General features: G+C 69.0%; 23 protein-coding genes. 10 read left to right on the forward strand and 13 right to left on the reverse strand.

What is annotated here, in order from left to right; all coding sequences use genetic code 11:
* Positions 1–83: 83 nt before the first annotated feature.
* Positions 84–1,550: a carboxylesterase/lipase family protein gene (locus tag ACZZZF_RS13805; RefSeq protein WP_463498903.1), complete on the forward strand. Its 1,467-nt coding sequence runs from the start codon at positions 84–86 to the stop codon at positions 1,548–1,550.
* A gap of 45 nt (positions 1,551–1,595) precedes the next feature.
* Here the strand turns inward: ACZZZF_RS13805 and ACZZZF_RS13810 are convergent, their stop codons facing one another.
* The 3 genes from ACZZZF_RS13810 to ACZZZF_RS13820 form a co-directional block, all read right to left on the reverse strand.
* A complete protein-coding gene (locus ACZZZF_RS13810; RefSeq protein WP_463498906.1) occupies positions 1,596–2,069 on the reverse strand; it encodes a DUF3237 domain-containing protein in 474 nt (157 codons plus the stop codon).
* A complete protein-coding gene (locus ACZZZF_RS13815) occupies positions 2,066–3,781 on the reverse strand; it encodes an FAD-dependent monooxygenase (protein WP_463498909.1) in 1,716 nt (571 codons plus the stop codon). Before ACZZZF_RS13815 ends, ACZZZF_RS13810 begins: the two co-directional genes overlap by 4 nt.
* A gap of 94 nt (positions 3,782–3,875) precedes the next feature.
* Positions 3,876–4,532 (reverse strand): TetR/AcrR family transcriptional regulator, encoded by a 657-nt coding sequence (locus ACZZZF_RS13820; protein ID WP_072591912.1) that lies wholly within the window; start codon positions 4,530–4,532, stop codon positions 3,876–3,878.
* A gap of 162 nt (positions 4,533–4,694) precedes the next feature.
* Here ACZZZF_RS13820 and ACZZZF_RS13825 point away from each other — a divergent pair, with 162 nt between their 5' ends.
* From ACZZZF_RS13825 to ACZZZF_RS13845, 5 genes are read left to right on the forward strand one after another with little or no spacing between them, the layout of a single operon-like run.
* A complete protein-coding gene (locus tag ACZZZF_RS13825; protein WP_463498911.1) occupies positions 4,695–6,395 on the forward strand; it encodes an amidohydrolase in 1,701 nt (566 codons plus the stop codon).
* Positions 6,392–8,050 (forward strand): ABC transporter substrate-binding protein, encoded by a 1,659-nt coding sequence (locus ACZZZF_RS13830; protein WP_463498913.1) that lies wholly within the window; start codon positions 6,392–6,394, stop codon positions 8,048–8,050. The genes ACZZZF_RS13825 and ACZZZF_RS13830 overlap by 4 nt, the downstream gene beginning before the upstream one ends.
* Complete coding sequence (locus ACZZZF_RS13835; RefSeq protein ID WP_463498916.1) at positions 8,047–9,003, forward strand: ABC transporter permease; 957 nt, start codon at positions 8,047–8,049, stop codon at positions 9,001–9,003. Before ACZZZF_RS13830 ends, ACZZZF_RS13835 begins: the two co-directional genes overlap by 4 nt.
* On the forward strand, positions 9,000–9,866 hold the full coding sequence (locus tag ACZZZF_RS13840; protein ID WP_463498919.1) for an ABC transporter permease: 867 nt from the start codon (positions 9,000–9,002) through the stop codon (positions 9,864–9,866). The genes ACZZZF_RS13835 and ACZZZF_RS13840 overlap by 4 nt, the downstream gene beginning before the upstream one ends.
* Positions 9,863–11,446 carry an ABC transporter ATP-binding protein gene (locus tag ACZZZF_RS13845; protein ID WP_463498922.1) on the forward strand — a complete coding sequence of 528 codons (1,584 nt, stop codon included), beginning with the start codon at positions 9,863–9,865 and terminating at the stop codon, positions 11,444–11,446. The genes ACZZZF_RS13840 and ACZZZF_RS13845 overlap by 4 nt, the downstream gene beginning before the upstream one ends.
* Positions 11,447–11,488: 42 nt before the next feature.
* Here the strand turns inward: ACZZZF_RS13845 and ACZZZF_RS13850 are convergent, their stop codons facing one another.
* The 8 genes from ACZZZF_RS13850 to ACZZZF_RS13885 form a co-directional block, all read right to left on the reverse strand.
* Complete coding sequence (locus ACZZZF_RS13850) at positions 11,489–13,165, reverse strand: amidohydrolase (protein WP_463498925.1); 1,677 nt, start codon at positions 13,163–13,165, stop codon at positions 11,489–11,491.
* A gap of 4 nt (positions 13,166–13,169) precedes the next feature.
* Complete coding sequence (locus tag ACZZZF_RS13855; RefSeq protein ID WP_400341361.1) at positions 13,170–13,637, reverse strand: DUF3237 domain-containing protein; 468 nt, start codon at positions 13,635–13,637, stop codon at positions 13,170–13,172.
* On the reverse strand, positions 13,634–15,337 hold the full coding sequence (gene nikE / locus ACZZZF_RS13860) for a nickel ABC transporter ATP-binding protein NikE (protein ID WP_463498928.1): 1,704 nt from the start codon (positions 15,335–15,337) through the stop codon (positions 13,634–13,636). Before nikE ends, ACZZZF_RS13855 begins: the two co-directional genes overlap by 4 nt.
* The gene (locus ACZZZF_RS13865; RefSeq protein WP_463498930.1) at positions 15,334–16,197 is read right to left on the reverse strand and encodes an ABC transporter permease; all 864 of its coding nucleotides are present in this window, start codon (positions 16,195–16,197) and stop codon (positions 15,334–15,336) included. Before ACZZZF_RS13865 ends, nikE begins: the two co-directional genes overlap by 4 nt.
* Positions 16,194–17,141, reverse strand: a complete 948-nt coding sequence (locus ACZZZF_RS13870; protein ID WP_295100879.1) for an ABC transporter permease — start codon at positions 17,139–17,141, stop codon at positions 16,194–16,196. The genes ACZZZF_RS13865 and ACZZZF_RS13870 overlap by 4 nt, the downstream gene beginning before the upstream one ends.
* 30 nt (positions 17,142–17,171) lie before the next feature.
* Positions 17,172–18,821 carry an ABC transporter substrate-binding protein gene (locus ACZZZF_RS13875; protein WP_463498932.1) on the reverse strand — a complete coding sequence of 550 codons (1,650 nt, stop codon included), beginning with the start codon at positions 18,819–18,821 and terminating at the stop codon, positions 17,172–17,174.
* A 73-nt stretch (positions 18,822–18,894) separates the two neighbouring features.
* Positions 18,895–19,329, reverse strand: a complete 435-nt coding sequence (locus tag ACZZZF_RS13880) for a DUF3237 domain-containing protein (protein ID WP_056279234.1) — start codon at positions 19,327–19,329, stop codon at positions 18,895–18,897.
* On the reverse strand, positions 19,326–20,984 hold the full coding sequence (locus tag ACZZZF_RS13885; RefSeq protein WP_463498935.1) for a CocE/NonD family hydrolase: 1,659 nt from the start codon (positions 20,982–20,984) through the stop codon (positions 19,326–19,328). The genes ACZZZF_RS13880 and ACZZZF_RS13885 overlap by 4 nt, the downstream gene beginning before the upstream one ends.
* 146 nt (positions 20,985–21,130) lie before the next feature.
* Here ACZZZF_RS13885 and ACZZZF_RS13890 point away from each other — a divergent pair, with 146 nt between their 5' ends.
* Both ACZZZF_RS13890 and ACZZZF_RS13895 read left to right on the forward strand, forming a co-directional pair.
* Positions 21,131–21,700: a TetR/AcrR family transcriptional regulator gene (locus ACZZZF_RS13890; RefSeq protein ID WP_056279238.1), complete on the forward strand. Its 570-nt coding sequence runs from the start codon at positions 21,131–21,133 to the stop codon at positions 21,698–21,700.
* A 168-nt stretch (positions 21,701–21,868) separates the two neighbouring features.
* Complete coding sequence (locus ACZZZF_RS13895) at positions 21,869–22,303, forward strand: NUDIX hydrolase (RefSeq protein ID WP_463498938.1); 435 nt, start codon at positions 21,869–21,871, stop codon at positions 22,301–22,303.
* 170 nt (positions 22,304–22,473) lie between these two features.
* Here the strand turns inward: ACZZZF_RS13895 and ACZZZF_RS13900 are convergent, their stop codons facing one another.
* A complete protein-coding gene (locus tag ACZZZF_RS13900) occupies positions 22,474–23,013 on the reverse strand; it encodes a hypothetical protein (protein WP_463498940.1) in 540 nt (179 codons plus the stop codon).
* Between the two features lie 379 nt (positions 23,014–23,392).
* Between ACZZZF_RS13900 and ACZZZF_RS13905 the strand changes: the two genes are divergently transcribed.
* Both ACZZZF_RS13905 and ACZZZF_RS13910 read left to right on the forward strand, forming a co-directional pair.
* Positions 23,393–23,776, forward strand: a complete 384-nt coding sequence (locus tag ACZZZF_RS13905; RefSeq protein WP_400341378.1) for a hypothetical protein — start codon at positions 23,393–23,395, stop codon at positions 23,774–23,776.
* 81 nt (positions 23,777–23,857) lie between these two features.
* Entirely contained in the window at positions 23,858–24,109 is a 252-nt protein-coding gene (locus ACZZZF_RS13910) for a PASTA domain-containing protein (protein ID WP_400341379.1), read from the forward strand.
* 24 nt (positions 24,110–24,133) lie between these two features.
* On the opposite strand, the gene ACZZZF_RS13915 is transcribed toward ACZZZF_RS13910, so the two are convergent.
* Positions 24,134–24,481: a hypothetical protein gene (locus ACZZZF_RS13915; RefSeq protein ID WP_463498942.1), complete on the reverse strand. Its 348-nt coding sequence runs from the start codon at positions 24,479–24,481 to the stop codon at positions 24,134–24,136.
* Positions 24,482–24,496: the final 15 nt, after the last annotated feature.

Here is a 24,496-nt window from a genome sequence, read left to right on the forward strand (position 1 = left end):
TGCGGGACGAGGATCGACCGACGGGACACATCCCGGGCTGCCGTTCGGCGGGGAGAGAGTCTCGGCGTGAGAGTGTGAGAGTCATGACCGAGTACGTCGAGGTGCAGACCGCCGCGGGGCGGGTTCGCGGGCGGTGGCGCCCGACCACCGGAGACAGGGGCGCACCGCGGTCGGCGGCCTTCCTCGGCATCCCGTTCGCGGAGGCGCCGGTCGGTGACCTGCGGTTCCAGGCGCCGGTGCCGAAGGCGCCCTGGGACGGCATGCTCGACGCCCTCGAGTTCGCTGCGACCGCCCAGCGCGGCGATCCCGGGGTGACACTGATCCCCGAGCCGAGTGTCGAGGGCGACTCGACTCTGAACGTCAATGTCTTCACGCCCGATCCCACGGCGGCGGGTCTTCCCGTGCTGGTGTGGATCCACGGCGGCGGATACTTCGCGGGCTCTCCGGCGAGCCCCTGGTACGACGGCCGGAACTTCAACCGCGACGGCGTCGTCACCGTGTCGATCTCGTATCGGCTCGGCTTCGACGGATTCGGCTGGATCGAGGACGCCCCGTCGAACCGTGGCGTGCGCGACTGGCTGCTCGCTCTCGAATGGGTGCAACAGAACATCGCCGCATTCGGCGGAGACCCCGAGCGGGTGACGATCGCCGGACAGTCCGCGGGCGGCGGCGCCGTGCTGACCCTGCTCGGCATGGAGAAGGCGCAGCACCTGTTCCACGGCGTCTATGCGATCTCGGGAGCGCTCGGCGATGTCGCGGCGCCGCGAGCCGAGGCATTCGGGCGGGCGCTCGCTGCGGCGGCGAGCGTCGACCCCACCGTGGCCGGATTCTCATCGGTCGCGGAAGAGCGTCTGCTCGCCCTGCAGAAGAAGGCCACCCAGCTCGGTCCGTCGTCGATGACCAGCATGATCGATGAGGGGCTTCCGCTCGGTCCCGCGATCGACGGCGACCTTCTCGTACGTCCGACCCCTGACTCTCTGCGTGCCGGCGTCGGTGCCGACAAGCCGCTCGTGATCGGCGCAGCCGACGACGAGTTCACCATGGCGTTCACGGGCAGCGCCGCGAGGGCGCTGCGCTGGGTGCCGCAGGGCGTCCTCCTGACCCCGCTGGGCCTGCGCAAGACGATCCGCGCGGACTATCTCGCCGCGAACGCCGACGTCGCCCGTCTCGGCAAGGCCCGCCTCGCCGGTCGCGTCCTCACCGATCGGATGTTCCGCAGCGGAGTTCCCCGCATCGCAGCCGCCCGGGGCGACGCGCCCACCTGGCTCTACCGGTTCTCGTGGCCGTCAGGGCATTTCGGCTTCGCGGAGCACTGCCTCGACGTGCCGTTCTTCTTCGACTGCCTCGACGGCCCCTCGATGGAGGCGCTCGCCGGACCGAATCCGCCGCAGGAACTCGCCGACGAGCTGCACGATGCCGCCGTCGCGTTCCTCACCACGGGTGATCCCGGCTGGCCGGAGCACCAGGGGGATGCCGGAATCGTGCGGGTGTACGACCTGCCCACCCGCGACGTCGCCGATGCGTACGCGTCGGTGCGTGCGCTGGTCTGACACGCCTCGACGGGCCCGAGCCGGGCCCGTGCCCGGCTGCGGGGCTCAGTTCACCCGGTAGGCGCGGTAGCGCACGGCATCCGCCTGCCTCTGAGCGGCCGAGAGGAACAGGGTTCGCTGCAGGTGGGCGAGTGCCGGCGCGGCCGTCTCGATCTGCACGGTCGTGCGGAAGTAGTACGCGCCCGGGTCGACGTCCTCACCGCGTCGCAGCTGCTCGAGCACGTCGGGAGTGCCTGTGCGGAGTCCCGTCGCGTGCAACAGCAGCAGGTCGCCTCCGTCGGTCCGTGCCGAGTAGCGGCCGTCGATCTCGATCGTCCCGTCGGGTCGCAGGATCTGCCAGTCCGCTCCGCCGGGCAGGATCTCGGCCTCGACGGCGCCCGTGATGCGCCCGCCGAGGATCGGCACGACACGGCGATGGCCGACGCTGGTGGCGTGGTGATCTTCGAGCGGGCCGAGGTCGACGGTGACGTCGAAGGCGAACTCGAGGTCGGGTCGGGGGAGTTCATCGTGCGAGGTCATCGGGTCTCCTCATGGTCGGCGGCGAGCAGGTCGCAGAGTCTCTCCAGCACGGGAACCGCGGCCGCGAGCGCGGTTCGCTCCTCGTCGTCGAGCCGACTCGTCGCCTGTGCGACGAGAGCGGAGTTCGCGGCGTCGAACCGGTCGAACAGGTCGAGCGCCTTCGCTGATGCCTGCACCATGACCCGACGGCCGTCGGAGGGCGCCGGGCGTCGTTCGATGAGGCCCTCGCCCTCCATCGCCCCGAGGAGATTGCTCACGGTCGATCGGCTGAGTCGCAGCCGCGCGGCGATCTCCGCCGGACCCTTCGAGGTGCCGCGTGGCAGGGCCCGGATCACGTCGATCTGGGCATCCGACAGCTCGGGAAGCCCAGCCTCCGCCCGCGTCGCGGCGAGGAGCGCGCGCCGCAGGGGGGAGATGACGCCGGCGAGTCGAGCCGCATCGAAACCGCTCATCGACCCACCGCCGACGCCGGGGTGAGCGAGGGGCGCTCGTTGAGGATCTCGGGGAAGGAAACCGGCCGCCTTCTTGTAGTCGGCGGCGATCCGCTCGCGCTCGTCAGAGGGGATCACGTCGTCGATGTCGGCGAAGCCCTGCGGCGCGCGCTCGCGAGCGAGCTGCATCACGCGCTCCGGCCCCGTGGCGCGAGTGCCGGCGAGCAGAGCGGTCATCGCGGGGCGGCGGTCCTGCTCGTATGCGGCGAGACCCTCGTCGATGCTCGGGGCTGTCGCGAGGTGGAAGGCCAGCGTGCGCGCATCGAGGATCGCCTGGGATCCGCCGTTCGATCCGTTCGGGTACATCGCGTGCGCGGCATCACCCAGCAGCGTGGTGCGACCGAACGTCCACTGCGGCAGTGCGTCTCGGTCGACCATGGGGTACTCGAGGATCTCGTCGGCGGCGGCTATCGCGGCCGGCACATCGAGCCAGTCGAAGCGCCAGTCGCGGAAGAGCTCGGCGATCGGTCCGGGCTCGACGTGGCGGTTCCAGTCCGCGTCTCCCGTGCCGCCGACGCGGCGTTCGGCGATGAAGTTCACCAGCATCCGTCCGTCGGCGTCGGCGTCTGCGGGTGCGAGCGGATACGCGACGAACTTCTGCTCGCCGTCGCCCGCCATGATCATGGTGCGGCCGTCGAGGAACGCCGGAATCCGCGTGACCCCGCGCCACAGGGTGAGGCCGCTCCAGGGCGGGGCTCCTTCACTCGGGTAGCGCAGAGCGCGCAGTGCCGAGTGGATGCCGTCGGCGCCGATGATCACGTCGGCGGTCTCCTCGACCGTGCCGTCGGCGGTGGCGAAGCGCGCGGTCTCGGTGCCGTCATGGTTCGTGGTGACGTCGATGAGGCGGTGATCGAGGCGGATGGGCTCTGCGAGTCGCGCTGCAGCGAGGTCACGCAGAGCGAGTTGCAGACGACCGCGGTGCACCGACAGCTGCGGCCAGCGGTATCCGGCCTCGCGCCCGCGCGGTTCGCTCCAGATCGGCTGCCCGAAGCGGTTGTAGTAGGCCAGCGTCTGCGGTTCGACCCCCAGCTCGGCGATGGTGTCGGCGATGCCGAGCTCGGTGAGCTCGCGCAGTGCGTGCGGCAGCAGGTTGATGCCCACGCCGAGCCCACGGATCGCCGTGCTCCGCTCGAACACGGCGACGTCGCGCAACCCGGCCTCATGCAGGCTGACCGCTGTGGCGAGTCCGCCGATCCCCGCCCCGATGATGATGATCTTCATTGATCGCTCCTGTTCGCGGCTCATCCGAGCCGCCGTCAGATATAGTTTTGTCACAAAACCATATCCAGCGCAAGAGGCGGATCGACAGAGCTCCTCAGCGAGCGGCGGCCGTGCGTGCGGCCTCGATGATCACGTCGACGCCCAGCAGGAAGAGCTCCCGGTCCTGCAGATCCGACAGCAGCGCGCTGTTCTCGGCGATCAGGGGGAACTGTCGCGGATCGGCGAGCAGCGGCGAGTCGATCCAGGGGCTGTCCTCGCCGTCGTGGCTGCGGTCCGCTCTCGCTCGAGCGATCCCCGCGGCGCCAGAGAGCACGTGCGAGGCGAGCAGTGCGTAGTGCCGCACCAGCTCCTGCCCTCGCAGCCCGGCACGATGGAAGGCATCGAGCATCAGCTCGATCGCCGCGAGCTCGCCCGCGCCGTGCGTGGTCAGGCTCGTCGCCTCCGCGCCGATGGCCGGGTAGCGGGTGAAGGAGGCGAGGGTCGCTTCGCTCAGCATGCGCAGGCGGCCCGCCCAGTCGTCGACCGGAAGGTCGACGCTTGCTGCGGCCTGGCCGTTGAGCTCGTCGAGGAGTGCGCCCATCAGGGCGTCCTTGCTCGCGAAGTGACGGTAGATGGCGGTCGGGTCGGCGCCGAGATGGGCACCGAGCTCTCGCACCGAGATGGATGCCGCTCCGGTCTCGGCGAGCTCCATGCCGGCGTCGATGATCGTCGCCCTGTCGAGCCGCACGCGCGCGGATGCCTTGTTCGCCATTCGTCTCTCCGGTCTTCTCTGCTCCATCGTGCCATGCGATGCGGCGATCCCGAGCCGATGGCAACGGAATCGCATCGCCTCTGACAACACTGTTGACACCATAGATGACCGAGGATACGTTTGTCGCGTTCCAGCAGCATCGACGATGAGGGAAGGTCCACTATGGCGAGCGAGTTCGTCTTCCACGGAGGTCTCGTGTTCACCGGCAGCGGTTCTCCGCTCGCGGATCATGCCGTCGTCGTGCGCGACGGTCGCATCGCGGCGGTCGTCCCGGAATCCGAGGCGGACCTCGACACCTTCCCCGACTCGTGCCGCATCGACCTCGGCGGGGCGCTGCTCAGCCCCGGCTTCCAGGACGCGCACATTCACCCGGTGGGCGGCGGAATCGAGCTGCTGCAGTGCAATCTCTCGGACGCGGCGGATGCGGACGACACCGTCGCGATCATCCGCGCGTACTCACAGGCGCACCCGGAGGAGGAATGGATCCTCGGCGGAGGCTGGAGCATGGACCACTTCGCCGGGGGCAACCCGCGGCGTGAACTGCTCGACGACGCGACAGGCGGTCGGCCCGTGCTGCTGCAGAGCCGGGATCACCACAGCACGTGGGCGAGCACGGCGGCCATCGAGCGGGCGGGGATCACGGCCGAGACGGAGGACCCGACGGACGGCCGGATCGTTCGCGATATCGACGGCTCTCCCGCCGGTACGTTCCACGAGGGCGCCGGCGACCTCTTCGCCGCGGTGCGCCCCGCGACCTCTGCCGATCTCGCCTACCAGGGACTGCTGCGTGCACAGGAAGAGCTCATCGCCCTCGGCATCACCGGGTGGCAGGACGCCATGGTCGGTGCGGACTCCGGCGGGATCTCGGATCCGCTCGCCGCGTATGAGCGGGCCGCGGCCGAGGGGCGATTGCTCGTGCACGTCGTGGGGGCGCAATGGTGGTTGCGAGACGGCGGAGTCGACCAGGTCGCCCGCATGACCGAACGCCGCGAGCGCGCCGCCGCCGCTCATCCCGATCGCCGGATCGACCTCGGAACCACGAAGATCATGGTCGACGGCGTCGCAGAGAACCAGACCGCGGCGATGCTCACCCCCTATCGGGACGAGTCCGGACACGACACGTGCAATCACGGACTGAGCTTCATCGACCCGGACCGGCTGCGCGAATACGTGACGGCCCTCGACGCCTCCGGTCAGCAGGTGCACATGCACGCGCTCGGCGACCGCGCCGTGCGCGAGGCCCTCGATGCTCTGCAGGTCGCCCGTGACGCCAACGGCGACACCGACGGACGCCACCACCTCGCGCACCTCCAGGTCGTCTCGGAGGACGACACCACCCGCTTCGCGCCGCTCGGTGCGATCGCCAACATCCAGGCGCTCTGGGCGACCCACGAAGACCAGCTCGACGACCTGACGCTGCCGTTCCTGCAGGACGGACAGGTGGACCGCCAGTATCCGTTCGGCGATCTCGTGCGACAGGGTGCGCGACTGGCGGCGGGCAGCGATTGGCCGGTCTCCACGGCAGATCCGCTCGCGGCCATCCATGTCGCCGTGAACCGCTCGTATCCGGGGTCCGAGCGGCCGCCGCTCGGGGGAGCGCATCAGCGACTCGACCTCGAGACGGCATTCACCGCGTACACCTCGGGGTCCGCGTACGTGAACCGACGCGATGACGATACCGGCAGCATCCGCGAGGGATACCTCGCCAATCTCGTCGTGATCGAACCGAATCCCTTCCGACTGCCGGTGGCGGAACTGCACCGGGCGCGCGTCACGTCCACCTGGATAGACGGGCGCCGCGTCCACACGGCAGACGCTCTCGCCTCCACCTCGCCCGGCACCGACCGCAAGGAGTCCCGATGAACCGCACGCTCCGCTCCCGTTCCCTCGCCAGAGGAGGCGCGACCGCGCTCGTCGGCGTCCTCGCCGTCGCGGCGCTCGCCGGCTGCGGCCCGGCCGACACGACCGGCTCCGGGTCGGACGAGCCGATCGACTGGGAGCTGACCGAGACGACGGCCGCGCCCAGCGGCGACATCGACTCGTTCACGTTCGCGACCTATGCCGAGCCCTACTCGCTCGACTACGCCTACGCCTTCGACTACGCCGACAACTCGATCCTCGCCAACACCTGCGAGTCTCTGCTGCGGCTGAACCCGGACTACTCCCTCAGCCCCGGCCTCGCCGAATCGTTCGCGCATCCGACGCCCGACACCTGGGTGTACACGATCCGAGAGGGCGTCACCTTCCACGACGGCACTGCGCTCACGGCGGCCGATGCGGTCGCGTCGATGAGCAGACACCTCGACCCGGCCGTCGGATCGTTCTGGTACTCCGTCTACCAGAACGTGAAGTCGATCGAGCAGACCGGCGAGCGCGAGGTGACGGTGACGATGACCGGGCCCGACTCGCAGTTCAATCTCGGCATGGGCGGGTCCGCCGGCGTGATCGAGTCGGCCGCGACCCTGGCCGAGAAGGGCGCCGACTACGGCAACTCGACGGGCGGTGTGAACTGCACCGGTCCCTTCGAGCTGACCTCGTGGGAGTCCGGTGAGTCGATCACGATGACCCGCTACGACGACTACTGGGATGAGGGACTCCGGGCGCGGTCCGGCGAGGTCGAGTTCGTCTTCATGACCGACCCCACCGCGCGCATCAACGCACTCAAGTCCGGAAGCGTCGACGGATCGTGGATGGTTCCCATGGAGGCCGTCTCCACGCTCCGATCGGCGGGCAAGGGAGACGTGCTCTTCGGGATGAGCACCGCGGTGGGCAACATCGTGGTCAGCGATCTCGACGGTCCCCTCGGCGACGTGCGCGTGCGCAAGGCCCTGCTGCTCGCGATGGACCGTGACGGCATCCTTCAGGCTGCGTACCGAGGCGTCGGCGAGACGACCGACGTGATGACCACCCCGTCGGTCTGGCAGGACGCCTCGGATGCCGCGCGCACCGCGGCCTTCGACGACATCACCTCGTACGACCAGAACCTCGAGGAGGCGAAGAAGCTCATCGCCGACGCGGGGGCAGAGGGAGCGGAGCTGACCTACGTCACCGCCCCGATCAGCAACGACTTCGGCGTCATCTCGCAGGCTACCGTCGCCGCTGCCCGGTCGATCGGGCTGACGGTGAACGTCGAGACCGTCACCCCGAACGCCTACACCGCGCTGTTCTCCGACCCCACCGCCCGCGAAGGCGTCGACCTCTTCTACACGAGCTGGTATCTCTCGAGCCCGGATGCGTTGGAGATGTACTCCGTGCTTCGGACAGGCGACTTCAGCAACTACGGCGGGTGGTCCGACCCGGAGTTCGACGCGATCCTTCAGGAGGCCGTCACGATCGACGACCCGGCCGCGCGCAGCGAGCTCACAGCCGAGGCCCAGCGGATCGCGAATGCGGAGCTGCCGTGGCTCCCGCTGTATCAGGCGCCGATATCGCTCTATCTGGGCGAGAGGATCACCGGAGTCCAGCCGTCGATCGCCTTCATGTACTACCCGTGGGCGGCCACGATCGGCGCCCGATGACAGCCGCGCGCCGGGTCGCCGGGAAGCTCGGTGGGCTGCTGCTGACCCTGTTCCTGGCATCGCTGCTCGTCTTCTTCTCGCGCTTCCTCGTGCCCGGCGACCCGGTGAGCTTCCTGTTGCGCGGGCGCAAGCCCAGTGCAGAGGCGGTGGCGCAGGTGACCGCCCAGTACGGACTGGACCTGCCGCCGTGGGAGCAGTACCTGCGATGGGTTCTCGGTCTGCTCCACGGCGATCTCGGGCGCTCCCTGCAGTACCGGCAGGACGTCACCGAGGTGATCGGCGACCGGCTTCCCGTGACCCTCATGCTCGTCACGATGGCGGGGACGATCGTGCTGGTCGCCGGCGTCGTGCTCGGTGCTGTCGCGGCGCTGAACCGCGGGAGGGCGTTGGATCGCTTCGTCCTGATCGGACTCACGGTGCTCGGCGCGATCCCGTCGTTCGTCGGGGCGATCGTCCTCATCGCGGTGTTCTCCGTGCAGCTCGGCTGGTTCCCCTCCTTCGGGTCGGGCGAGGGCTTCACCGACATGGTCTATCACCTGACCCTGCCGTCGATCGCCCTGGCGCTCGTCTTCATCGTGCTCGTCGGCAAGGTGACCAGGTCGGCCATGGTCGATCAGCTGAGCCGCGAGCACGTCGAGGTGTCGACGAGTCGGGGCGTGCGTCGATCGATCGTCGTGCGGCGGCACGTGCTGCGCAATGCCCTCGGTCCGATCCTGACCGTGAGCGGCGTGCTCGTGGCGGGGCTCATCGTCGCCAGCTCGATCGTCGAGGCGGCGTTCGGGCTGTCGGGGATCGGGTCGCTTCTCGTGCAGTCCGTCGATCGGCTCGACTTCCCCGTGGTGCAGGCCATCGTCCTCTTCGTCGTGTGCGCGTTCGTCGTCATGAACGCGATCGTCGACGTCCTCGAACCCTGGATCGACCCCCGATCCGCTGCAGGAGCTGGTGCCCGATGACCTCCTCGACTCCGACGCTCGCGATGCGGGTGCTGCGCGCACCTCGCGGGCGCCGCCCGCGATTCCTCTACCTGGCCAGCGTCGTCGTTCTCGGCGCGGTCGTGCTGGCGGCGATCTGCGCCCCCTTCGTGGCACCCTACGACCCGGATGCGGTGGACTTCACGTCGTTCCTCGCGCCGCCGTCCGCGGCCCACTGGCTCGGCACCGACTCCCTCGGCCGGGACCTGCTGAGCCGCCTCATCTACGGCGGTCGCACGGCGCTCATCGGCCCGCTGCTCGTCGTGCTGTTCTCCACCGTCCTCGGCATCCTGTTGGGGCTGTGGGCCGGGTGGCGCGGAGGGTGGATCGATGCCGCACTCAGCCGGATCTTCGACGTGCTGTTCGCCTTCCCGTCTCTGCTGATCGCGATCATGGCGGTCGCGCTGTTCGGCAAGGGGCTGGTCGCCCCGGTCATCGCCATGAGCATCGCGTACGCGCCGTTCGTGGCACGGCTCACGAGGTCGCTGGTCATGGCCGAGCGCTCGAGGCCGTATGTCTCGGCCTATCGGGTGCAGGGGTTCGGCGGAGGCTGGATCGCCTTGCGGCGAGTGCTGCCGAACGTCACGCCGATCGTGGGCGCGCAGTCGACCCTCAACTTCGGATACGTGCTCGCCGAGCTCGCCGGCCTCTCGTTCCTGGGGCTCGGCGTGCAGGCGCCGACCGCCGACTGGGGCGCGATGATCAACGAGGCGCAGTCGGGAGTCGCCGCAGGGCAGTTCCTGCCGGCGATCGCCCCGGCCGTAGCCGTCGTGCTCGTCGTCGTGTGCGTGAACATCATCGGCGAAGAACTGTCCGACCGAATCGGCGGAGGGAACCCCTCATGAACGCTCTGCTCGACATCCGCGACCTGACGCTCGATCTTCCGAACGGCACCAGACTGCTGCACGGCATCTCGCTGCGGATCGCCTCCGGCGAGACCGTCGGCCTCGTCGGCGAGTCCGGCTCGGGCAAGTCGCTCACGGCCCGTGCGGTGCTGGGTCTTCTTCCCGATCGTGCGACCGTCGGCGGAGCCGTCGCTGTGAACGGACGGTCCCCGCTCGCGGGCGCGGCGGAGCGACAGGAGATCCGTCGGCACGAGGCCGCGATGGTCTTCCAGGATCCGCGCGCCGGCATCAACCCGATGCGGACCATCGGCGATCACATCACCGAAGGGCTGCGGCTCTGCGAGGGGTGGGCGAAGGAGGCCGCTCGCACCCGCGCCGTCGAGCTCCTCTCCGCCGTCAGGCTTCCCGCTCCGGCGGATCATCTGTCGCAGCATCCGCACGAGCTGTCGGGCGGCATGCTGCAGCGGGTCATGATCGCCGGGGCCCTGAGCACATCTCCGGGCCTGCTCGTCTGCGATGAGCCGACCACCGCTCTCGACGTCACGACACAGGCGGAGATCATCCAGGTGCTGCGGGATCTCTGCGAGCAGAGCGGGATGGGGATGCTGTTCATCACCCACGACCTCAACCTCGCGGGGTCGCTCTGCGATCGGCTCGTCGTCATGAAGGACGGCGCGATCGTCGAGGAGGGGGCGGCGCGGGACGTGCTGGTGGCGCCGACCGCCGAGTACACCCGACGTCTGGTCGCCGCGACGCCCCGCATCTCGGGGGAGATCTCACCGCCGACGGCCGTGTCGGGTGCCGAGGCGCAACTCATCGTGACGGGGGTGGGCAAGACCTATCGGCGCCGCGGTGCAGAGCCGGTCTCCGCCGTGATCGATGCGGATCTGGTCGTTCCCCGCGGCGGTGCGCTCGCCGTCGTGGGCGAATCCGGGTCGGGCAAGTCGACTCTGGCGCGGATGATCGTCGGACTCGAGGAGCCGGATGCCGGAGCGATCACGATCGGCGGCCGATCCATGGCGGGCATCCCGCGATCGCGCGCCGAGCGGCTCGAGCGTGCCAAGAGCGTGCAGATGGTCTTCCAAGACCCGTACCTCTCGCTCGATCCGCGAATTCCCGTGGGGCGAGCGATAGAGGATGTGCTGAGACTCCACAGCGGCCGCACGGGGAACGACGCGGCCGAGCGCGTGCGCGAACTGATCACCGCCGTGGGGCTGGGGGAAGAGCATCTCACCGCCCGCCCGCGCACGCTGTCAGGCGGCCAGCGTCAGCGTGTGGCGATCGCCAGGGCGCTCGCCGTCGAACCCGAGCTGCTGGTGATGGATGAGGCGACGAGCGCACTCGACGTGTCCGTGCAGGCTCAGGTGCTCGATCTCGTCGCCCGGATCCGCCGGGAGCAGGGGCTGACCCTGCTCTTCATCAGTCATGACCTGGCGGTCGTGCGAAGAGTCTGCGCCGAGACGATCGTGATGCGTCGCGGGGAGATCGTGGAGGCGGGCGCGACAGAGCGTCTGCTGAGCGATCCCCAGCACGAATACACCCGGTTGCTGATCGACTCGGTGCCCGTGCCGATCACGTGAACCGAGGCGGCGACGCACGGGACGGTGCGTCGCCGCGTCGGTTCACTCGCGCGTGTGCACGACGGCTCCGCCCACGATCGTGACGGCGGTGCCCACGCTGATCAGCGCCTCGGCCGGGATGGCGAACGGATCGACGGTCGACACCGCGATGTCGGCACGGCCGCCGATGCGCAGCATCCCCCCTCCGCCCAGCACGAGCTCGGCGGATCCGCTGGTGTACGCGGCGAGCGCCTCGGTGAGGGTGAGACGCTGGGTGGCGTCGAGGGGTTCGCGCGGCTGTCCGTCGGGGCCGGGGAGAGTGCGGTTGACGGCGACGTGGATCGCGAGCCACGGGTCGGCCGGCGATACGGGCCAGTCCGACCCCATGGCGATCGCGGCGCCGCTGTCGGCGATCGCGCGGAACGGGTAGCCCGCGCGCATCCGCGCGTCGCCGATCATCGGCACGACGGCCGGGTCGACGGATGCCCAGAGGCCCTGGATGTTCGCGGTGATGCCGAGAGGGCCGAAGCGGCGGGCATCGTCGGGGTGGACCATCGACAGGTGCGCGAAGTGATGGCGCTGACCGGTGCCGTTGGCGCGTCGGGCAGCCTCGACCGCGGCCAGGGCGACACGCACGCCACGGTCGCCCATGATGTGCAGGTGCATCGCGAACCCCGCGGCGTCGAGCGAGACGACGAGTGCCTCCAGTGCCTCGGCGTCGATGTGCAGTTCTCCGCTGCCGGCGTGGCTGCAGTACGGCTCGAGCAGCGCCGCGGTCTCGCCGTGGGGAACGCCGTCGACCATCGCCTTGGCGGTCGATGTGTCGAATCCGGCCGCCGCGTTCGCTGTTCGCAGAGCGACGAAGCGCTCGACCAGCTCGGGCACCTGCGCGGCGGTGGTGCCGGGGGGAACCCAGAGCGCGCCGGACGTGCGGCTGCGGAGAGTGCCGTCGGCGATGGTCGCGAGATACGCGGCAGTGCAGTCGGCCTTGCCGTTGTACTCGCCGAGGATGGCCTCGTGCCAGCCGGTGATGCCGAGCGTCCAGAGGAAGTCCTGCGCGTTGAGCAGGCCAGCCGATATATCGGCATCGGTCGACGCCGGGATCGCTCGACCGACGAGCTCGGCCGCCGTCTCGTTGAGGTATCCGGTCGGTTCGCCCTCGTCGTCATGGTGGATGTGACCGTTCGGCGGCGCCGGGGTGTCGCGGTCGACTCCGGCGAGCTGCAGTGCGCGCGAGTTGACCCAGAGGGTGTGGTGCCCGGCGTCGCTGAGCGCCACAGGGCGGTCGGGCACGATCGCGTCGAGCAGCTGCCTGGTCGGGTGCGGGAACAGCTCGTGGCTCCAGCCGCCGCCGGTGATCCACTCGGCATCCGTCGCCTCGGCCGCTGCCGCGATCAGCGACAGCGTCTCGTCGACCGTGCTCGCGCCGGTGAGATCGCAGCTGAGCCGCTCGACACCCGCGAACGCGGCATGGATGTGCGCGTCGACGAAACCCGGAAGGATGCCGCCGCCGGCCGCCTCGATCACCCGGGTGTCCGAGCCAGCCAGGGCACGGATCTCGTCGTCGGAGCCGATCGCGATGATGCGCTCGCCGCGGATGGCGACGGCGGTGTCGGCGGTGCCCACCCGGCCGTCGAACACGTGGCCGTCGACGATGCACAGATCGGCGGTGAGGGTGCGGGTCATGGTCGTGCCTCTCGTCGTGGCGGCTGCGCCGCTCTGGTCGTGCTCGTCGATCATCTCGTCACACCACTCGGAAGACGCGGATGACGACCTGGTCGTCTCCCGGTCGCGCGTAGCCGACGAACTGCGACTCGGCGAGCCAACGCAGGGGCTCCGCATCCGTCTGGAACACGAACGCCGTGCGGTAGTAGAGATCGTGCTCGGACGGCTGTCCGCCCGACTCGAACTGCGCGATCGCCGCCTCGTTCGCCCGCCAATAGCCGCGGTTGACGACATCGACGAGATGGCCGTCGATCTCGATGAGATACCGCGCATCGAGCTGGGTGGTGACGCCATGGTCGACCCACCAGTCGCCTCCGCCCGGAACGACACGCCCTTCAGCGCGAGGCCCGGTGACGCGGCCGCCGATGATCGGAGTGAAGTGCAGCTGGCCGCCCTCACCCCGACCGATGCGCTGAGGCGGGGTCACATCGACCTGCAGCTCGAAGCAGAACTCGAATGCGGGGGTCATCAGCTCGGTGTCGGTCATCGCCGTCTCCTCGTGGTCGGTCGGTCGAGTCCGATCGTCGGGATCGGAGTGGTGCGCACCGGAATGCGCCGCTGCGGCGCCCAGCCCTCGCTCGGGATCGAGTCGAGAAGCAGGCGGGTGTACTCAGCCTGAGGGTCGTCGAGCACGGTGCCGGTAGCGCCGCGCTCCTCGATGCGGCCCTCGCGCATCACCACCACGTCGTCGCACAGTCGGCGGATGACGGTGAGGTCGTGTGTGATCATCAGCAGCGCGACGCCGGTCTCGAGGCGGATGCGTTCGAGCAGCGTCAGGATCTCGACTCGGGTGGTGACGTCGAGCGCCGACACGGCCTCGTCGAGCACGAGGATGCGCGGCTCGGCGGCCAGTGCCCGCGCGATCGCCACGCGCTGCCGCTGGCCTCCGGAGAGCGAGCGCGGACGCGCGTCGAGCAGGGCGGGGTCGAGGCGCACGGACTCCAACAGTGCGCCCACTCGCGCGGAGAGCGCGGCGCGGTCGTCGTCGCGGCGGTGCACGCGGATCGCTTCGGTGAGGCACTGTCGCACGGTCTGGCGTCGGTCGAGCGACTGGTACGGATCCTGGAAGACCATCTGCGCGGTCTTCGCGCGGATGCGGCGCTCGGTGCCCGAGGCGGCGGGTGTGCTCCAATCGGAGCCGCCGACGTGCACGGTGCCGGCATCCGTGCGCTCCAGGCCGCAGATGATGCGGGCCGTGGTGGATTTACCCGACCCGGATTCCCCGACGATGCCCAGAGATCCTCCGGCAGCGAGGGTGAACGAGACGTCGTCGACGGCGGTGAGCACCTCGTGCCCGCGCCCACGGGCCGCTCGCACGCGGAATCGCTTGGTGAGACCGTCCACTCGCAGGAGCGGCTCGGCGTCGGCGGAACTCGACGGCTCCGCGGGCGCAGTCAGCGGCACGGCGTCGAGCGAGGCCGACATGAGGATGCGCGTGTAGTCCTGCGTGGCATCCTCTCTCATGCTCCCCGCCCGCAGCGTCTCGATCGTGCGCCCCTCTTTCATGACCACGACCCGATCACACACGGCACCGGCGAGAGCGAGGTCGTGGGTGATGAACAGCAGCGACAGGTCGCGATGGCGACGCAGGTCGCCGATCACCGCCATGACCTCCTCCTGTGTGGTCACATCGAGGGCGGTGGTGATCTCGTCGGCGAGCAGCAGGCGCGGATCCATCGCCAGAGTGGATGCGATCATGACCCGCTGCAGCAGGCCGCCCGACAGCTCGGCCGGTCGCTGACGCAGTCGACGGGCGGGAGAGGGGACTCCGACCTCGTCGAGCAGCTCGATCGCGCGGCGCTCGGCGGCGTCGACCGTGAAGCCTGCCACGGTGACCAGCGCCTCGGTGAGGAAGTCGCCGATCGTCCGCAGCGGGTTGAGGTGCGCGCGGGGCGTCTGGAACGCCATGCCGATGCGCAGCGCCCGCAGCTCGCGTCGCCCGCGGTCGTCGAGGGACGCGAGGTCCTGGCCTTCGACGCTGATACTTCCCGCCGTCGTGAAGGACTCGGGCAGGAGGCCGGCGATCGCCCGCACGCTCAGCGTCTTCCCCGAGCCGGACTCGCCGACGAGGCCGACGGACTCGCCGAGGTCGACGTCGAGCGTGCAGTCGTGAACCAGCATGCGAGGCCCCTCGGGAGTCGGCATGCCGATCGCCAGGCCCTGCAGTTCTAGCACCGGTGCCGTCATCGTTCCTTCTCCTCTGCCCAGGTGGTGGTGCGTGCGCCGATGATGCCGACCGCGAGCACGGTGACGACGATCAGCGCCGCCGGGAAGAGCGACTGCTCGGGAGCCCCGGCGAGTATGGCGGCCTGCCCTCCGGCGATCATGGATCCCCAGTCGGCGGCGGGAGGCTGCTGGCCGAGACCCAGGAACGAGATCGCGGCGAGGTCGAGCATCGCGTAGCCGAAGCCGACCGTCGCCTGGGCGGCGACGACCGGGATGAGTGCGGGGATCAGATGACGGAAGCAGATCGCCGCGCTCGACACCCCCTGCACCCGCAGCGCTGCGACGTAGGGACGACCCAGTTCGCGCGAGGCCGCCGTCTGGGTGAGGCGCGCGACGACCGGGATGTACGCGATCGACAGTGCGACGACCGGGGCGACGAGTCCCTTGCCGAACATGGCCACGGCGAGGACGGCGAGTACCAGGCCCGGGATGGCGAAGATCACGTCGATGATGCGCGCGATCGTGCCGCGGACGAATCCGCCGAACCAGGCGGAGGTGACGGCCAGCGCCATGCCGAGCGTGGTAGAGAGCACGACGACGATGACCGGGGCCGCGACACTGGCCGAGGCGCCGGCGAGAACCCGCGACAGGATGTCCCTGCCGAGGTCATCGGTGCCGGACGGATGGTCGAGGGAGACCACGCCGTTCGTGGGCCCGACGTAGAGCTGGTCGGGTGAGTAGGGGGCGAGCCAGGGGCCGGCGACGGCGATCACGGCGATGACCGCGAGCACGACGACGGCCACGACCACGAGCGGGTCCCGTCGGGCGAGACGACGTGCGGCGACGGGGATGCGCCCCGCGGCGAGCTGACCGACGCTCATGCGTTCCTCCTGGTTCCCGCGCTGTCGGGATCGATCGCCGCCGCCAGCAGGTCGGCGATCGCGTTCAGTACCACGAACAGCGTGACGAGCAGCAGCGAGACGACCTGCACGACCGGGAGGTCTTTGCGGGCCGCAGCCTCGGTGAGGAGGGAGCCGATGCCGCCGAGGCCGAAGGCCTGCTCGGCGATGGCCGAGGCCGCGAAGAGCCCGGCGATCGTCGTGCCCGAGATCGCCAGGATCTGCGGCGCCGCGTTATGGAAGACGTGACGACGGAACACCCGCGGCCACGGGATGCCGCGGACCCGGGCCGTCTCGACATGCTCGGAGTGCAGCTGCGCCACGAGAGCGCTGCGCGTCACCCGGCTGATGTACGCGATGAACATCAGCGCGAGCGACGCCGCAGGCAGAACGAGGTGCCAGAGCCGATCGAGTCCTTCGTCACCCGCCCCGAAGGTCGGGAACCAGCCGAGCGAGGTGGCGAAGATCCAGATCAACAGGATCGCGACGATGAACGTAGGCAGAGCCATGCCGAGCGACGTCGAGACCGAGACGATCATGTCGGTACGGCGGCCGCTCACCGCGGCGAGGATGCCGGAGCCGAGGCCGAACACCGCGATCAGGGCCGTCGTGAGCAGCACCAGTTGGAAGGTCACCTCGAAGCGGGCCCCCACGAGCACGGAGACGTCGGTCTTGTAGACGAACGACCGGCCGAAGTCGCCGGTGACGACGCCGCCGAGCCAGTGCAGGTACTGCAACCAGACCGGGTCGTCGAGTCGGTACTCGGCGCGGATGGCCGCGATGAGCTCCGGGGTCGGACGAGCACCGCCCGCCAGCGCCGACACCGGGTCTCCGGGCGTCAGCAGCAGCGCCGAGAAGATGATGACGCTGGCGAGGAAGAGCGTGAGCGCGAGTCCGCCCAGCTTTCCGAGCACCGTCCTGATCATGAGGGGATCCGTTCCGTCGTCCTGGACGACTCACTCGCCGCCGAGGTGCAGCGCCCAGGGGGAGCTGTAGATCGCGACCGAGGTGGTGATCCCGGTGAGGTCGTCGGCCAGGTAGGTGAGCTGGTAGGCGCCGGCGAGGGTGACCTGCAGCTGGTCGGCGGCGAAGATCTCCTGTGCGCTCACGAACGCGTCGGCCGCTGTGGTGGCATCCGTCGCGGTGCGCGCCGCCTGGAGGTCGGCCGTCACCTCGTCGTTCGCATAGCCCGACCAGTTGAAGATGCCGCCGATCTCGGCCGGCAGCATGAACAGCTGCGGGTAGCCGAGCACGCCGGGCACCTCGAGGTATCCGGTCGTCGCGACGAAGTCGATGCCCTCGCGCAGCTCGGGCGTGTAGAACAGTGCCCCGAAGTCGGCGGGCTGGCGTTCGTCGATCGAGATGGTGAGGCCGATGTCCTTCGCCGCGCTCTGCACGATGGATGCCGTCTGCGAGAACTCCTTCGCGCCGGCAGGCACCGCGAGCACGAGGGGCACCGAGGTGTCGATGCCGGACTCGGCGATCAGCTTCTTGGCCGCATCCAGGTCGACCTCGGGTGCGGGGAGGGCGTCGTAGGCATCCTGGTAGATGTCCTTCGCCTCCATGCCGCTCCACACGAACGGAGGCACGATCGTCTTCTGCACCTCGCCGAGCCCCTGCAGGACGGTGTCGATGTAGACGTCGCGATCGATGGCGAGGCTCAGCGCCTGCCGCACCCGCGGGTCGGCGGCCGCGCTGTCGGCCGACGCGGGGCCGAAACTGTACGAGGCCGTGGAGGGTCCCGCGATCAGGCGGCCGGCGCCGCCGTCGGCCTCGAAGCTCTGCCGCGATCCGGGAGGCACGGTGAAGGCACCGTCGATCTCGCCAGCCGTCAGGGCGGAGGTGAGCGTGGGGCCGTCGGTGACGAACACGAAGCGGATGCGGTCGGTCAGCGGAGCGCCGTTCCAGTAGTCGGGGTTCGCGGTGACCGAGATCTCGGAGCCCGGCTTCCATTCGTCGAGCTGGTAGGGGCCCGCGCACATCAGGCCGCCGCCGGAGGTTCCGAGATCCTGACCGGCGGTGGCGCCGAAGGCGGAGCTCATGACGGCTCCGCCTCCGCCGCCGAGGGCATCGCGGAATGTCGTGTCCGGGGCTGCGAAGTGCACGATGACGGTGTCGTCGTCGGGCGTCTCGATGCTCGAGACCAGCGCGAAGGCCGCGTACCACTGCGACGCGGGGGTGCGGTTGCGCTCCAGGCTGTAGGCGACGTCCGCGGCGGTCACCGGAGTTCCGTCCCAGAAGGTGACGCCATCGCGCACCGTGATCTCGAAGGTCACGGGATCGACCCACTCGGCCGTCTCGGCGATGCCCGCTTCGAGGGTGAAGTCGGGTTCGACCGTGAGCAGGCTGTCGCACAGGTTCGGGATGATGATGTTGGCAGAGGACGACGGGTCGAGCGTCTGAGGCTCGCCCTCGACGACCGCCCACGTCACTTCGTCGACGGGCGTGGTCGCCGCGGGCAGCGCGGTGACCAGCGACGAGGCGTCGATCTCGTCAGTGGACGAGTCTGTCGTGCCGGCGCGCGGTGCACAGGCGGTGGCGGCGAGAACGGTCGCGGTCGCCAGGGCGGCGGCGACGGTGAACCGGCGTCGGGTGGTGCGGGTCATGTCGGGTCCTCTCAGGTGCGTGCAGCGGGAGCGTCGTCGACCCCGCCGGGGGTGGTGGTGCGGGCGGTGCGGGTCATCTGACGACGTAGACGCGGATGCAGATCTGCTCGTCCTCGTCGCGGGCGAGGCCGATGAACTGGTTGCGGCTCAGCCAGCTGTGTTCGGGTGCGTCGGTCTGGAAGACCGGGGCGGTGCGGAAGTACGACGAGCCGTCGGCCTCTTCGCGGTAGTAGCCGCGGTTGAGGATGTCGATCGCCGCACCGTCGGCTGCGCGCAGCAGGTAGCGTGCCTCGAGCTGGAACGTGCCGTCGCGCTCGACAGACCAGTCGCCTCCACCGGCGATAACCGTGCCCTGCAGCAGGGGGCCATCGATCGTGCCCCCGGTGATGGGGGTGAAGGCGAGCACCTCGTGCGGTCCACGGCCCAGGTGGATGTCGGTGTCGACGTCGACCCGGATCTCGAACGCGTACTCGAGGATCGGCTCGGGCTGGGGGGTGTTCGTGGTCATGACAGTTCTCCATCCAGGACGGGGAGGTGGATCGTGAGCCCGTCGGGGCCCCCGACGGTGAGGTGCTGCTGATTGGTCGCGGTGGGCCCCCAGGCCCACGGGTCGGCGCCGGTGCCGGTCTGTGGGATGAACTCGGGATAGTCGCTGCTCGACACGTGAACGCGGAGGCAGTGGCCGGCCTGGAGCCGGTATCCGATCTGCCCCAGGCCGATGTCGATGGTCGCTGGCGTCGTGGCTTCGGCGATCTGACGCTGCCCGCGGGCGATGCGCAGTGCTGTGCCGTCGGGTGAGACGTCGAGCAGTCGGACGAACAGGTCGAGCACGGGGCCGTCGGAGCGGACCGTCGCGGTGGCGCTCACGGGGCCGGCGAGGTCGACATCGGCGGCGACCGGAGACGACGTGAAGACGAGCACGTCGCCGCGGGCGCCGATCGGTGCGTCGTCCGGCATCTCGAGGAGGAAGGAGAAGGCGTCCTCGGCGCTCGACGGCACGAGGTCGTCGGGGTCGTGCGTCCACGTCAGCTCGGTCGGGTGCTCTGCGGCATCCGTGCGCAGCCCTCCCTCTGCGGTCGCCTGCAGCGTGACGGTGCGGATGCCGGCGGGCGGCCACGCCGCATCCGTCCGCTCCTCTGTCGTACCGGCGAGGTTCCAGCGCACTGCGGGGATGTCGGAGGGGGCGCCGTGGCCGCGCAGGTAGACCTCGAAGAACTCGAGCGCGGGGTCGAGAGTGCGGGGGAGGAGCGCACGCACCTGGTCGTCGGTGCGCTCGGCCACGCGGTCGGCCGGGTCGCTGAGCAGCTCGTAGCCCTCGTGGTCGATCGACTCGATGCGGAGGTGATGGTGAGCGGCCCACGCCGGACTCTTCGCGATGTCGTCGACATCGGCCCACGACAGGGGCGAGCAGTTGTCCCACCAGCCGATCGTGTGCAGCGCCGGAACCGAACGGCCGGCGAAGGGCGAGCCGAGCGGGAAGCGCGGCAGGTGAACAGGCCGCGGGTACCACTGGTCATAAGAGATCGAGCGCTCTCCGGCCTCGGCGAGAAAGTCTTCGACCTGGGCGGCGAAGTCGCGCCGAGTCCAGTCCGGCTCCCACATGTAGGTGTCGTTGCCATGGAAATGGCTCACGGGATAGAGGTAGGTGATCGCCCACTCGACGTCCGAGACGCGCTCGCCGGGTGCGCGATGCACGGGTTCGCCGAGGCGGGTGCCGGTGACGCGAGGCGCGATCGCCTTGAGCGCGGGGTGGCCACTGGCCGCTGCCGCCCACTGGGTGTAGCCGTAGTAGCTGTCGCCCCACATCGCGACCCGGCCGTTCGACCACGGCTGCTGCACGATCCAGTCGAGCGTGTCCTCGCCGTCCCGCACCTCGTTGACGAAGAGCAGCGCCTCGCCCTCGGAGCGGAACTTGCCCCGCACGTCCTGGGCGACCACGCGGTAGCCGCGGGCCATCAGGTACTCGGCGATCAACGGGATGTAGGTGTAGGTGCCGCTCTTGTCGTAAGGCAGGCGGATGAGGATGGTGTCGCCGGCGCGGTCGCCGCCGTCCGAGGGGAGGTAGACGTCCGCCGCGAGCAGCACGCCGTCGCGCATCCGGATGCGGGCGGGACGCGCCAGGTCGCTCTCGGGTGCCGCGGGGATGCGGATGTAGCGGGTCATTGCTCTCCTTCGAAACCTCTGCGCCGGGAAGACCGCGGTGCTCGATGAATCACAACGTAAGTCCGTCGAAGTTAATAGTCAAGTCTGACTAGACTAAAAACTTGTAACATCTATGTATCCTGCTGATGCAGGGAAAAGGGGGAACGATGGCACGTCCGACCGTGGCCGCAGAACGACGCGACCAGATCATCGAAGCCACCTTGCAGACCGTGGCCCAGCACGGCATCGCCGGAACCTCACTCGACCGCATCGCCGAGGCGGCAGGGATGTCGCGCGGACATGTGCGGCACTTCGTCGGGAACCGCGATCAGCTGCTCGCGGAGACCGCGCGGCACGTCTTCTCCGATGAGAAGGGCGGGCTGACGATCCTCCCGTCCACCCTGACGTCGTTCACCGAGGCGCTCGACTACCTGTTCGGCGAGGACTTCACCCGATCGGATGCCGAGAACGCCGTCGTGCTCGGTTTCGTCGAGCTCTCCCGCACGAACCCCGCGATCGCCGAGGTGCTCACGGAGGCGTACGGCAGCACGCGCACCACCCTGGCCGCGCTCGCGGCAGCGGAGTACCCGAACGCCGGTGCGGCGACCTGCGAGCTGGTCGCCGATGGAACACTCTCAGCCGCACTCGGCAACGTCTTCATGGGTGACTTCGACCCCGACGAGGTGCGGACAGCGCGGGTGCGCCGCGCCGTCGAGGTGCTGGTCGCGGCACTCTGAGATCGGGCGGCGGGCGGCTGTTGCGCGTCTGCCGCCGGTGCGATGCCGCTGTCCTGCCGGAAACTATCCCCATCCTCGGCACCTCACGCCGGGTCCCAGCCCTCGGCTATCCTGGCGGGCGCGCCGTATGCGTCGGATCGCCAAGCGCTTCGACCTCGAGAGGGAGCTATGAACCGTCCGCACAAGGTGGTCGCTTATATCGTCAGAGATGACCGGATGGTGGTGCTGAGGCACGCTGATCTGCCCTGGGACGAGGCTGGATTGCAAGTGCCTGCTGGGACGATCAGATCAGGAGAGCTCCCAGAGGATGCGGTGCTTCGAGAAGCGCGCGAGGAAACCGGACTGGAGGGGTTGCGCGTCGTGCGATTCCTAGGGGCCGGCGAGTACGACATGCGCCCGTGCGCTGAAGCCATTCATGCGCGGCACTATTTCCACCTCACCACGGATAGCGCTGATCTGCCTGAACGGTGGGAGGCGTTTGAAGAGAGCGACGGCGCGGGCGAGCGCATCCGATTCGAGCTCTACTGGATCCCACTTAGGAAAGCCCACGTCATCGGTGGCGGCCAGGCGGCATTCCTTGGCCACCTGGCCGCGGAACTCTAGTCGGGACGTCCCACTGAGCTCCGGCCGAAAGGGCCCGCCCATAGCGGGTTATGGCTCACGTTTCCGGAGGCTGGTCGAGACGGCGGAGCGCTCGAGCGCCGCAAAGGATCGTTTTCGGCAGGAGTCGAACGCCTCCCAATTCTCCGCATCACTACGGAGCCAGTGAGCGATCAGCTCAGGCTGTTCTTGGAGATGACGAGTAGGAGCAGCTGTGCCACGCCGGTGGCAGTGAAGATCACGGCAACGGTAGTCACGCGCCGTTGCCAGGCCGGCTCGTCGGCACGTAACAGGTAAGCGGCGCTGATGCCCACTCCGAGGGCGGGACCCGAGACCACGGGGAGCACGGGAATGAAGGCGAGAGCCATCCACTCCCGGTCCAGCGCGAAGAGAAACGGCAGCCACAACATCGCGAGGGTGAACAGTATGGCGGGGGCGCCGGTGATGATGGCTACGGCGAGAAACCAATCGGCGTCCGCGTCATCGTCGAGCGGCGCGGCCGCAACGTGAGAGACCAGAACGCAGCCGACAATCAGCAACATCGCCAGATACAAGGACGTCGGGTCAAAGTTCTCCGGGGCGCTCAAAAAGAAGGAGTGAATGCTCGCAAGCACTGTCACCGTCAGTACTGCGCAGCCCGCGGCCACGAGAAGTACGGAGACGGCTCTGCGCTTCGCTTGTCGCGATGGGGGTGCTTCTGTCGTGTTCACCACGTGTCCACCGTAGTCAGCGTGGCTCCGCGAATACCCTGACGTCTCCAATGAACCCGTATCGAACGATGGTCAGCCGTCAGGGATCGCCCCGATTGCTGAAGGCACCTGGGTGAGCATCGGCGATGACTCCCAACTGCGCGATCGACACTGGTTCCCGCTCGTACTGTCATGCCGAACTACTTGACAACCTCAACCTCCGGAAACGGGTGTCAGAACCAGGTTTTGAACCCCGTTCACGGCAAGGCGTTTACGGCGCTCGACGCGACTGCTCCGTAACGATCGATTGCGGCAGGCGACCTTCGAGCAAAGAGCCCCCTCGGCCCCTGACCAGAAGTCGTACTCTGGCGGGTACGCGTCTGCCCCTGATACCGTCGGGCTCATGGCAGCCCAGATCGCCGAGCAGGGTTCAACGGCGGCTCCGCATCGTCGGCCGCAACTCCGGCCCATCGCGATCCTTGCACTCGGCGTTGTCGTCGTCCCGCTCGCCTTTGCGACGGCATTCAACAGCTGGGGCGCACTCACCGAAGACACCGCCATGCGCATGGCGTTTGCTACTGTCGCCGGCCAGGTTATCGCCGTTCTGACCGGATTCTTGGTGGTCGGAATTGCGTGGAAGCGCCGATACCGTCTCACGCAAATCGCGGTTCTCGCCGCCATCGCGGTCGCTATCACCATCAACGCGTTCGCGATCGTTGCGTCGACCGGAGACCTGCTGTTGTCCCGTCTCGACCTCATCGCCGAAACGAATCTTCTCAACCAGTAGCGCGAAACGGTATCAGTCGTTGCTGACGTACACGGTAGATGTCGGACACGAGTGGGCCTTCGGCGGCGTAGTGTCCATCTCATGTGGGAGAGCGTGGGAGAAGCGGTCACGGTTCCACTGGTCGAGGGCATGTCATTCCGGGCCGCCCAAGAGATTGCCTCGGCCGCGGGTGTGACCCTCGCCAATCCAGACCCTGACGGTCCGCCGATCGGCGCACTGGCATGGGGGCGGAACTACCTCGTCTTGCATCAGACGCCCCCTGCCGGGACGGTCGTGACCCGGCACTCATCGGTAGCGATTCGCGTCGAAGAAAAGCTTCACGAGGAACGCTGACGACGCGGACCCGTCGGTAGCGGGTTAGTGGTACAGGGGAGGCGGCGTAGCCAGCACGGCGATCAACGCCCCCATCACGAGGACCGTGCTGAGCCCCACGATGCTCCATACCGTGGCACGTCGCTCGCGCTTCGGATACACGTCGCCTAGCCCCACCAGCACGGCCGACAGCAGCAGCACGAGCCAGACCACAAGCGCGATGATGCCCATCCCGATACCGATCGCCCGCTCGGTATCGTCCGAATCGGCGTACTCGATGACCGTGAGGCCGGGGCCCGCCAAGCTGAGGCCGGCTAAGCCGAGCATGAGAGCCCCGAAAAGTCCGATGAGCGTCGCGGCGATGGTCAGGGAGGCACTGCCGACGATCCGCACGGCCCCATAGTGGCA

The sequence above is a fragment of the Microbacterium sp. AC215 genome (assembly GCF_979258645.1).

What these genes read in the sequence shown, in the direction of transcription:
- ACZZZF_RS13805 (WP_463498903.1), top strand. Translation starts at nt 84, where the DNA reads ATGACCGAGTACGTCGAGGTGCAGACCGCCGCGGGGCGGGTTCGCGGG.
- ACZZZF_RS13810 (WP_463498906.1), bottom strand. Translation starts at nt 2,069, where the DNA reads ATGACCTCGCACGATGAACTCCCCCGACCCGACCTCGAGTTCGCCTTC.
- ACZZZF_RS13815 (WP_463498909.1), bottom strand. Translation starts at nt 3,781, where the DNA reads ATGAAGATCATCATCATCGGGGCGGGGATCGGCGGACTCGCCACAGCG.
- ACZZZF_RS13820 (WP_072591912.1), bottom strand. Translation starts at nt 4,532, where the DNA reads ATGGCGAACAAGGCATCCGCGCGCGTGCGGCTCGACAGGGCGACGATC.
- ACZZZF_RS13825 (WP_463498911.1), top strand. Translation starts at nt 4,695, where the DNA reads ATGGCGAGCGAGTTCGTCTTCCACGGAGGTCTCGTGTTCACCGGCAGC.
- ACZZZF_RS13830 (WP_463498913.1), top strand. Translation starts at nt 6,392, where the DNA reads ATGAACCGCACGCTCCGCTCCCGTTCCCTCGCCAGAGGAGGCGCGACC.
- ACZZZF_RS13835 (WP_463498916.1), top strand. Translation starts at nt 8,047, where the DNA reads ATGACAGCCGCGCGCCGGGTCGCCGGGAAGCTCGGTGGGCTGCTGCTG.
- ACZZZF_RS13840 (WP_463498919.1), top strand. Translation starts at nt 9,000, where the DNA reads ATGACCTCCTCGACTCCGACGCTCGCGATGCGGGTGCTGCGCGCACCT.
- ACZZZF_RS13845 (WP_463498922.1), top strand. Translation starts at nt 9,863, where the DNA reads ATGAACGCTCTGCTCGACATCCGCGACCTGACGCTCGATCTTCCGAAC.
- ACZZZF_RS13850 (WP_463498925.1), bottom strand. Translation starts at nt 13,165, where the DNA reads ATGATCGACGAGCACGACCAGAGCGGCGCAGCCGCCACGACGAGAGGC.
- ACZZZF_RS13855 (WP_400341361.1), bottom strand. Translation starts at nt 13,637, where the DNA reads ATGACCGACACCGAGCTGATGACCCCCGCATTCGAGTTCTGCTTCGAG.
- nikE (WP_463498928.1), bottom strand. Translation starts at nt 15,337, where the DNA reads ATGACGGCACCGGTGCTAGAACTGCAGGGCCTGGCGATCGGCATGCCG.
- ACZZZF_RS13865 (WP_463498930.1), bottom strand. Translation starts at nt 16,197, where the DNA reads ATGAGCGTCGGTCAGCTCGCCGCGGGGCGCATCCCCGTCGCCGCACGT.
- ACZZZF_RS13870 (WP_295100879.1), bottom strand. Translation starts at nt 17,141, where the DNA reads ATGATCAGGACGGTGCTCGGAAAGCTGGGCGGACTCGCGCTCACGCTC.
- ACZZZF_RS13875 (WP_463498932.1), bottom strand. Translation starts at nt 18,821, where the DNA reads ATGACCCGCACCACCCGACGCCGGTTCACCGTCGCCGCCGCCCTGGCG.
- ACZZZF_RS13880 (WP_056279234.1), bottom strand. Translation starts at nt 19,329, where the DNA reads ATGACCACGAACACCCCCCAGCCCGAGCCGATCCTCGAGTACGCGTTC.
- ACZZZF_RS13885 (WP_463498935.1), bottom strand. Translation starts at nt 20,984, where the DNA reads ATGACCCGCTACATCCGCATCCCCGCGGCACCCGAGAGCGACCTGGCG.
- ACZZZF_RS13890 (WP_056279238.1), top strand. Translation starts at nt 21,131, where the DNA reads ATGGCACGTCCGACCGTGGCCGCAGAACGACGCGACCAGATCATCGAA.
- ACZZZF_RS13895 (WP_463498938.1), top strand. Translation starts at nt 21,869, where the DNA reads ATGAACCGTCCGCACAAGGTGGTCGCTTATATCGTCAGAGATGACCGG.
- ACZZZF_RS13905 (WP_400341378.1), top strand. Translation starts at nt 23,393, where the DNA reads ATGGCAGCCCAGATCGCCGAGCAGGGTTCAACGGCGGCTCCGCATCGT.
- ACZZZF_RS13910 (WP_400341379.1), top strand. Translation starts at nt 23,858, where the DNA reads ATGTGGGAGAGCGTGGGAGAAGCGGTCACGGTTCCACTGGTCGAGGGC.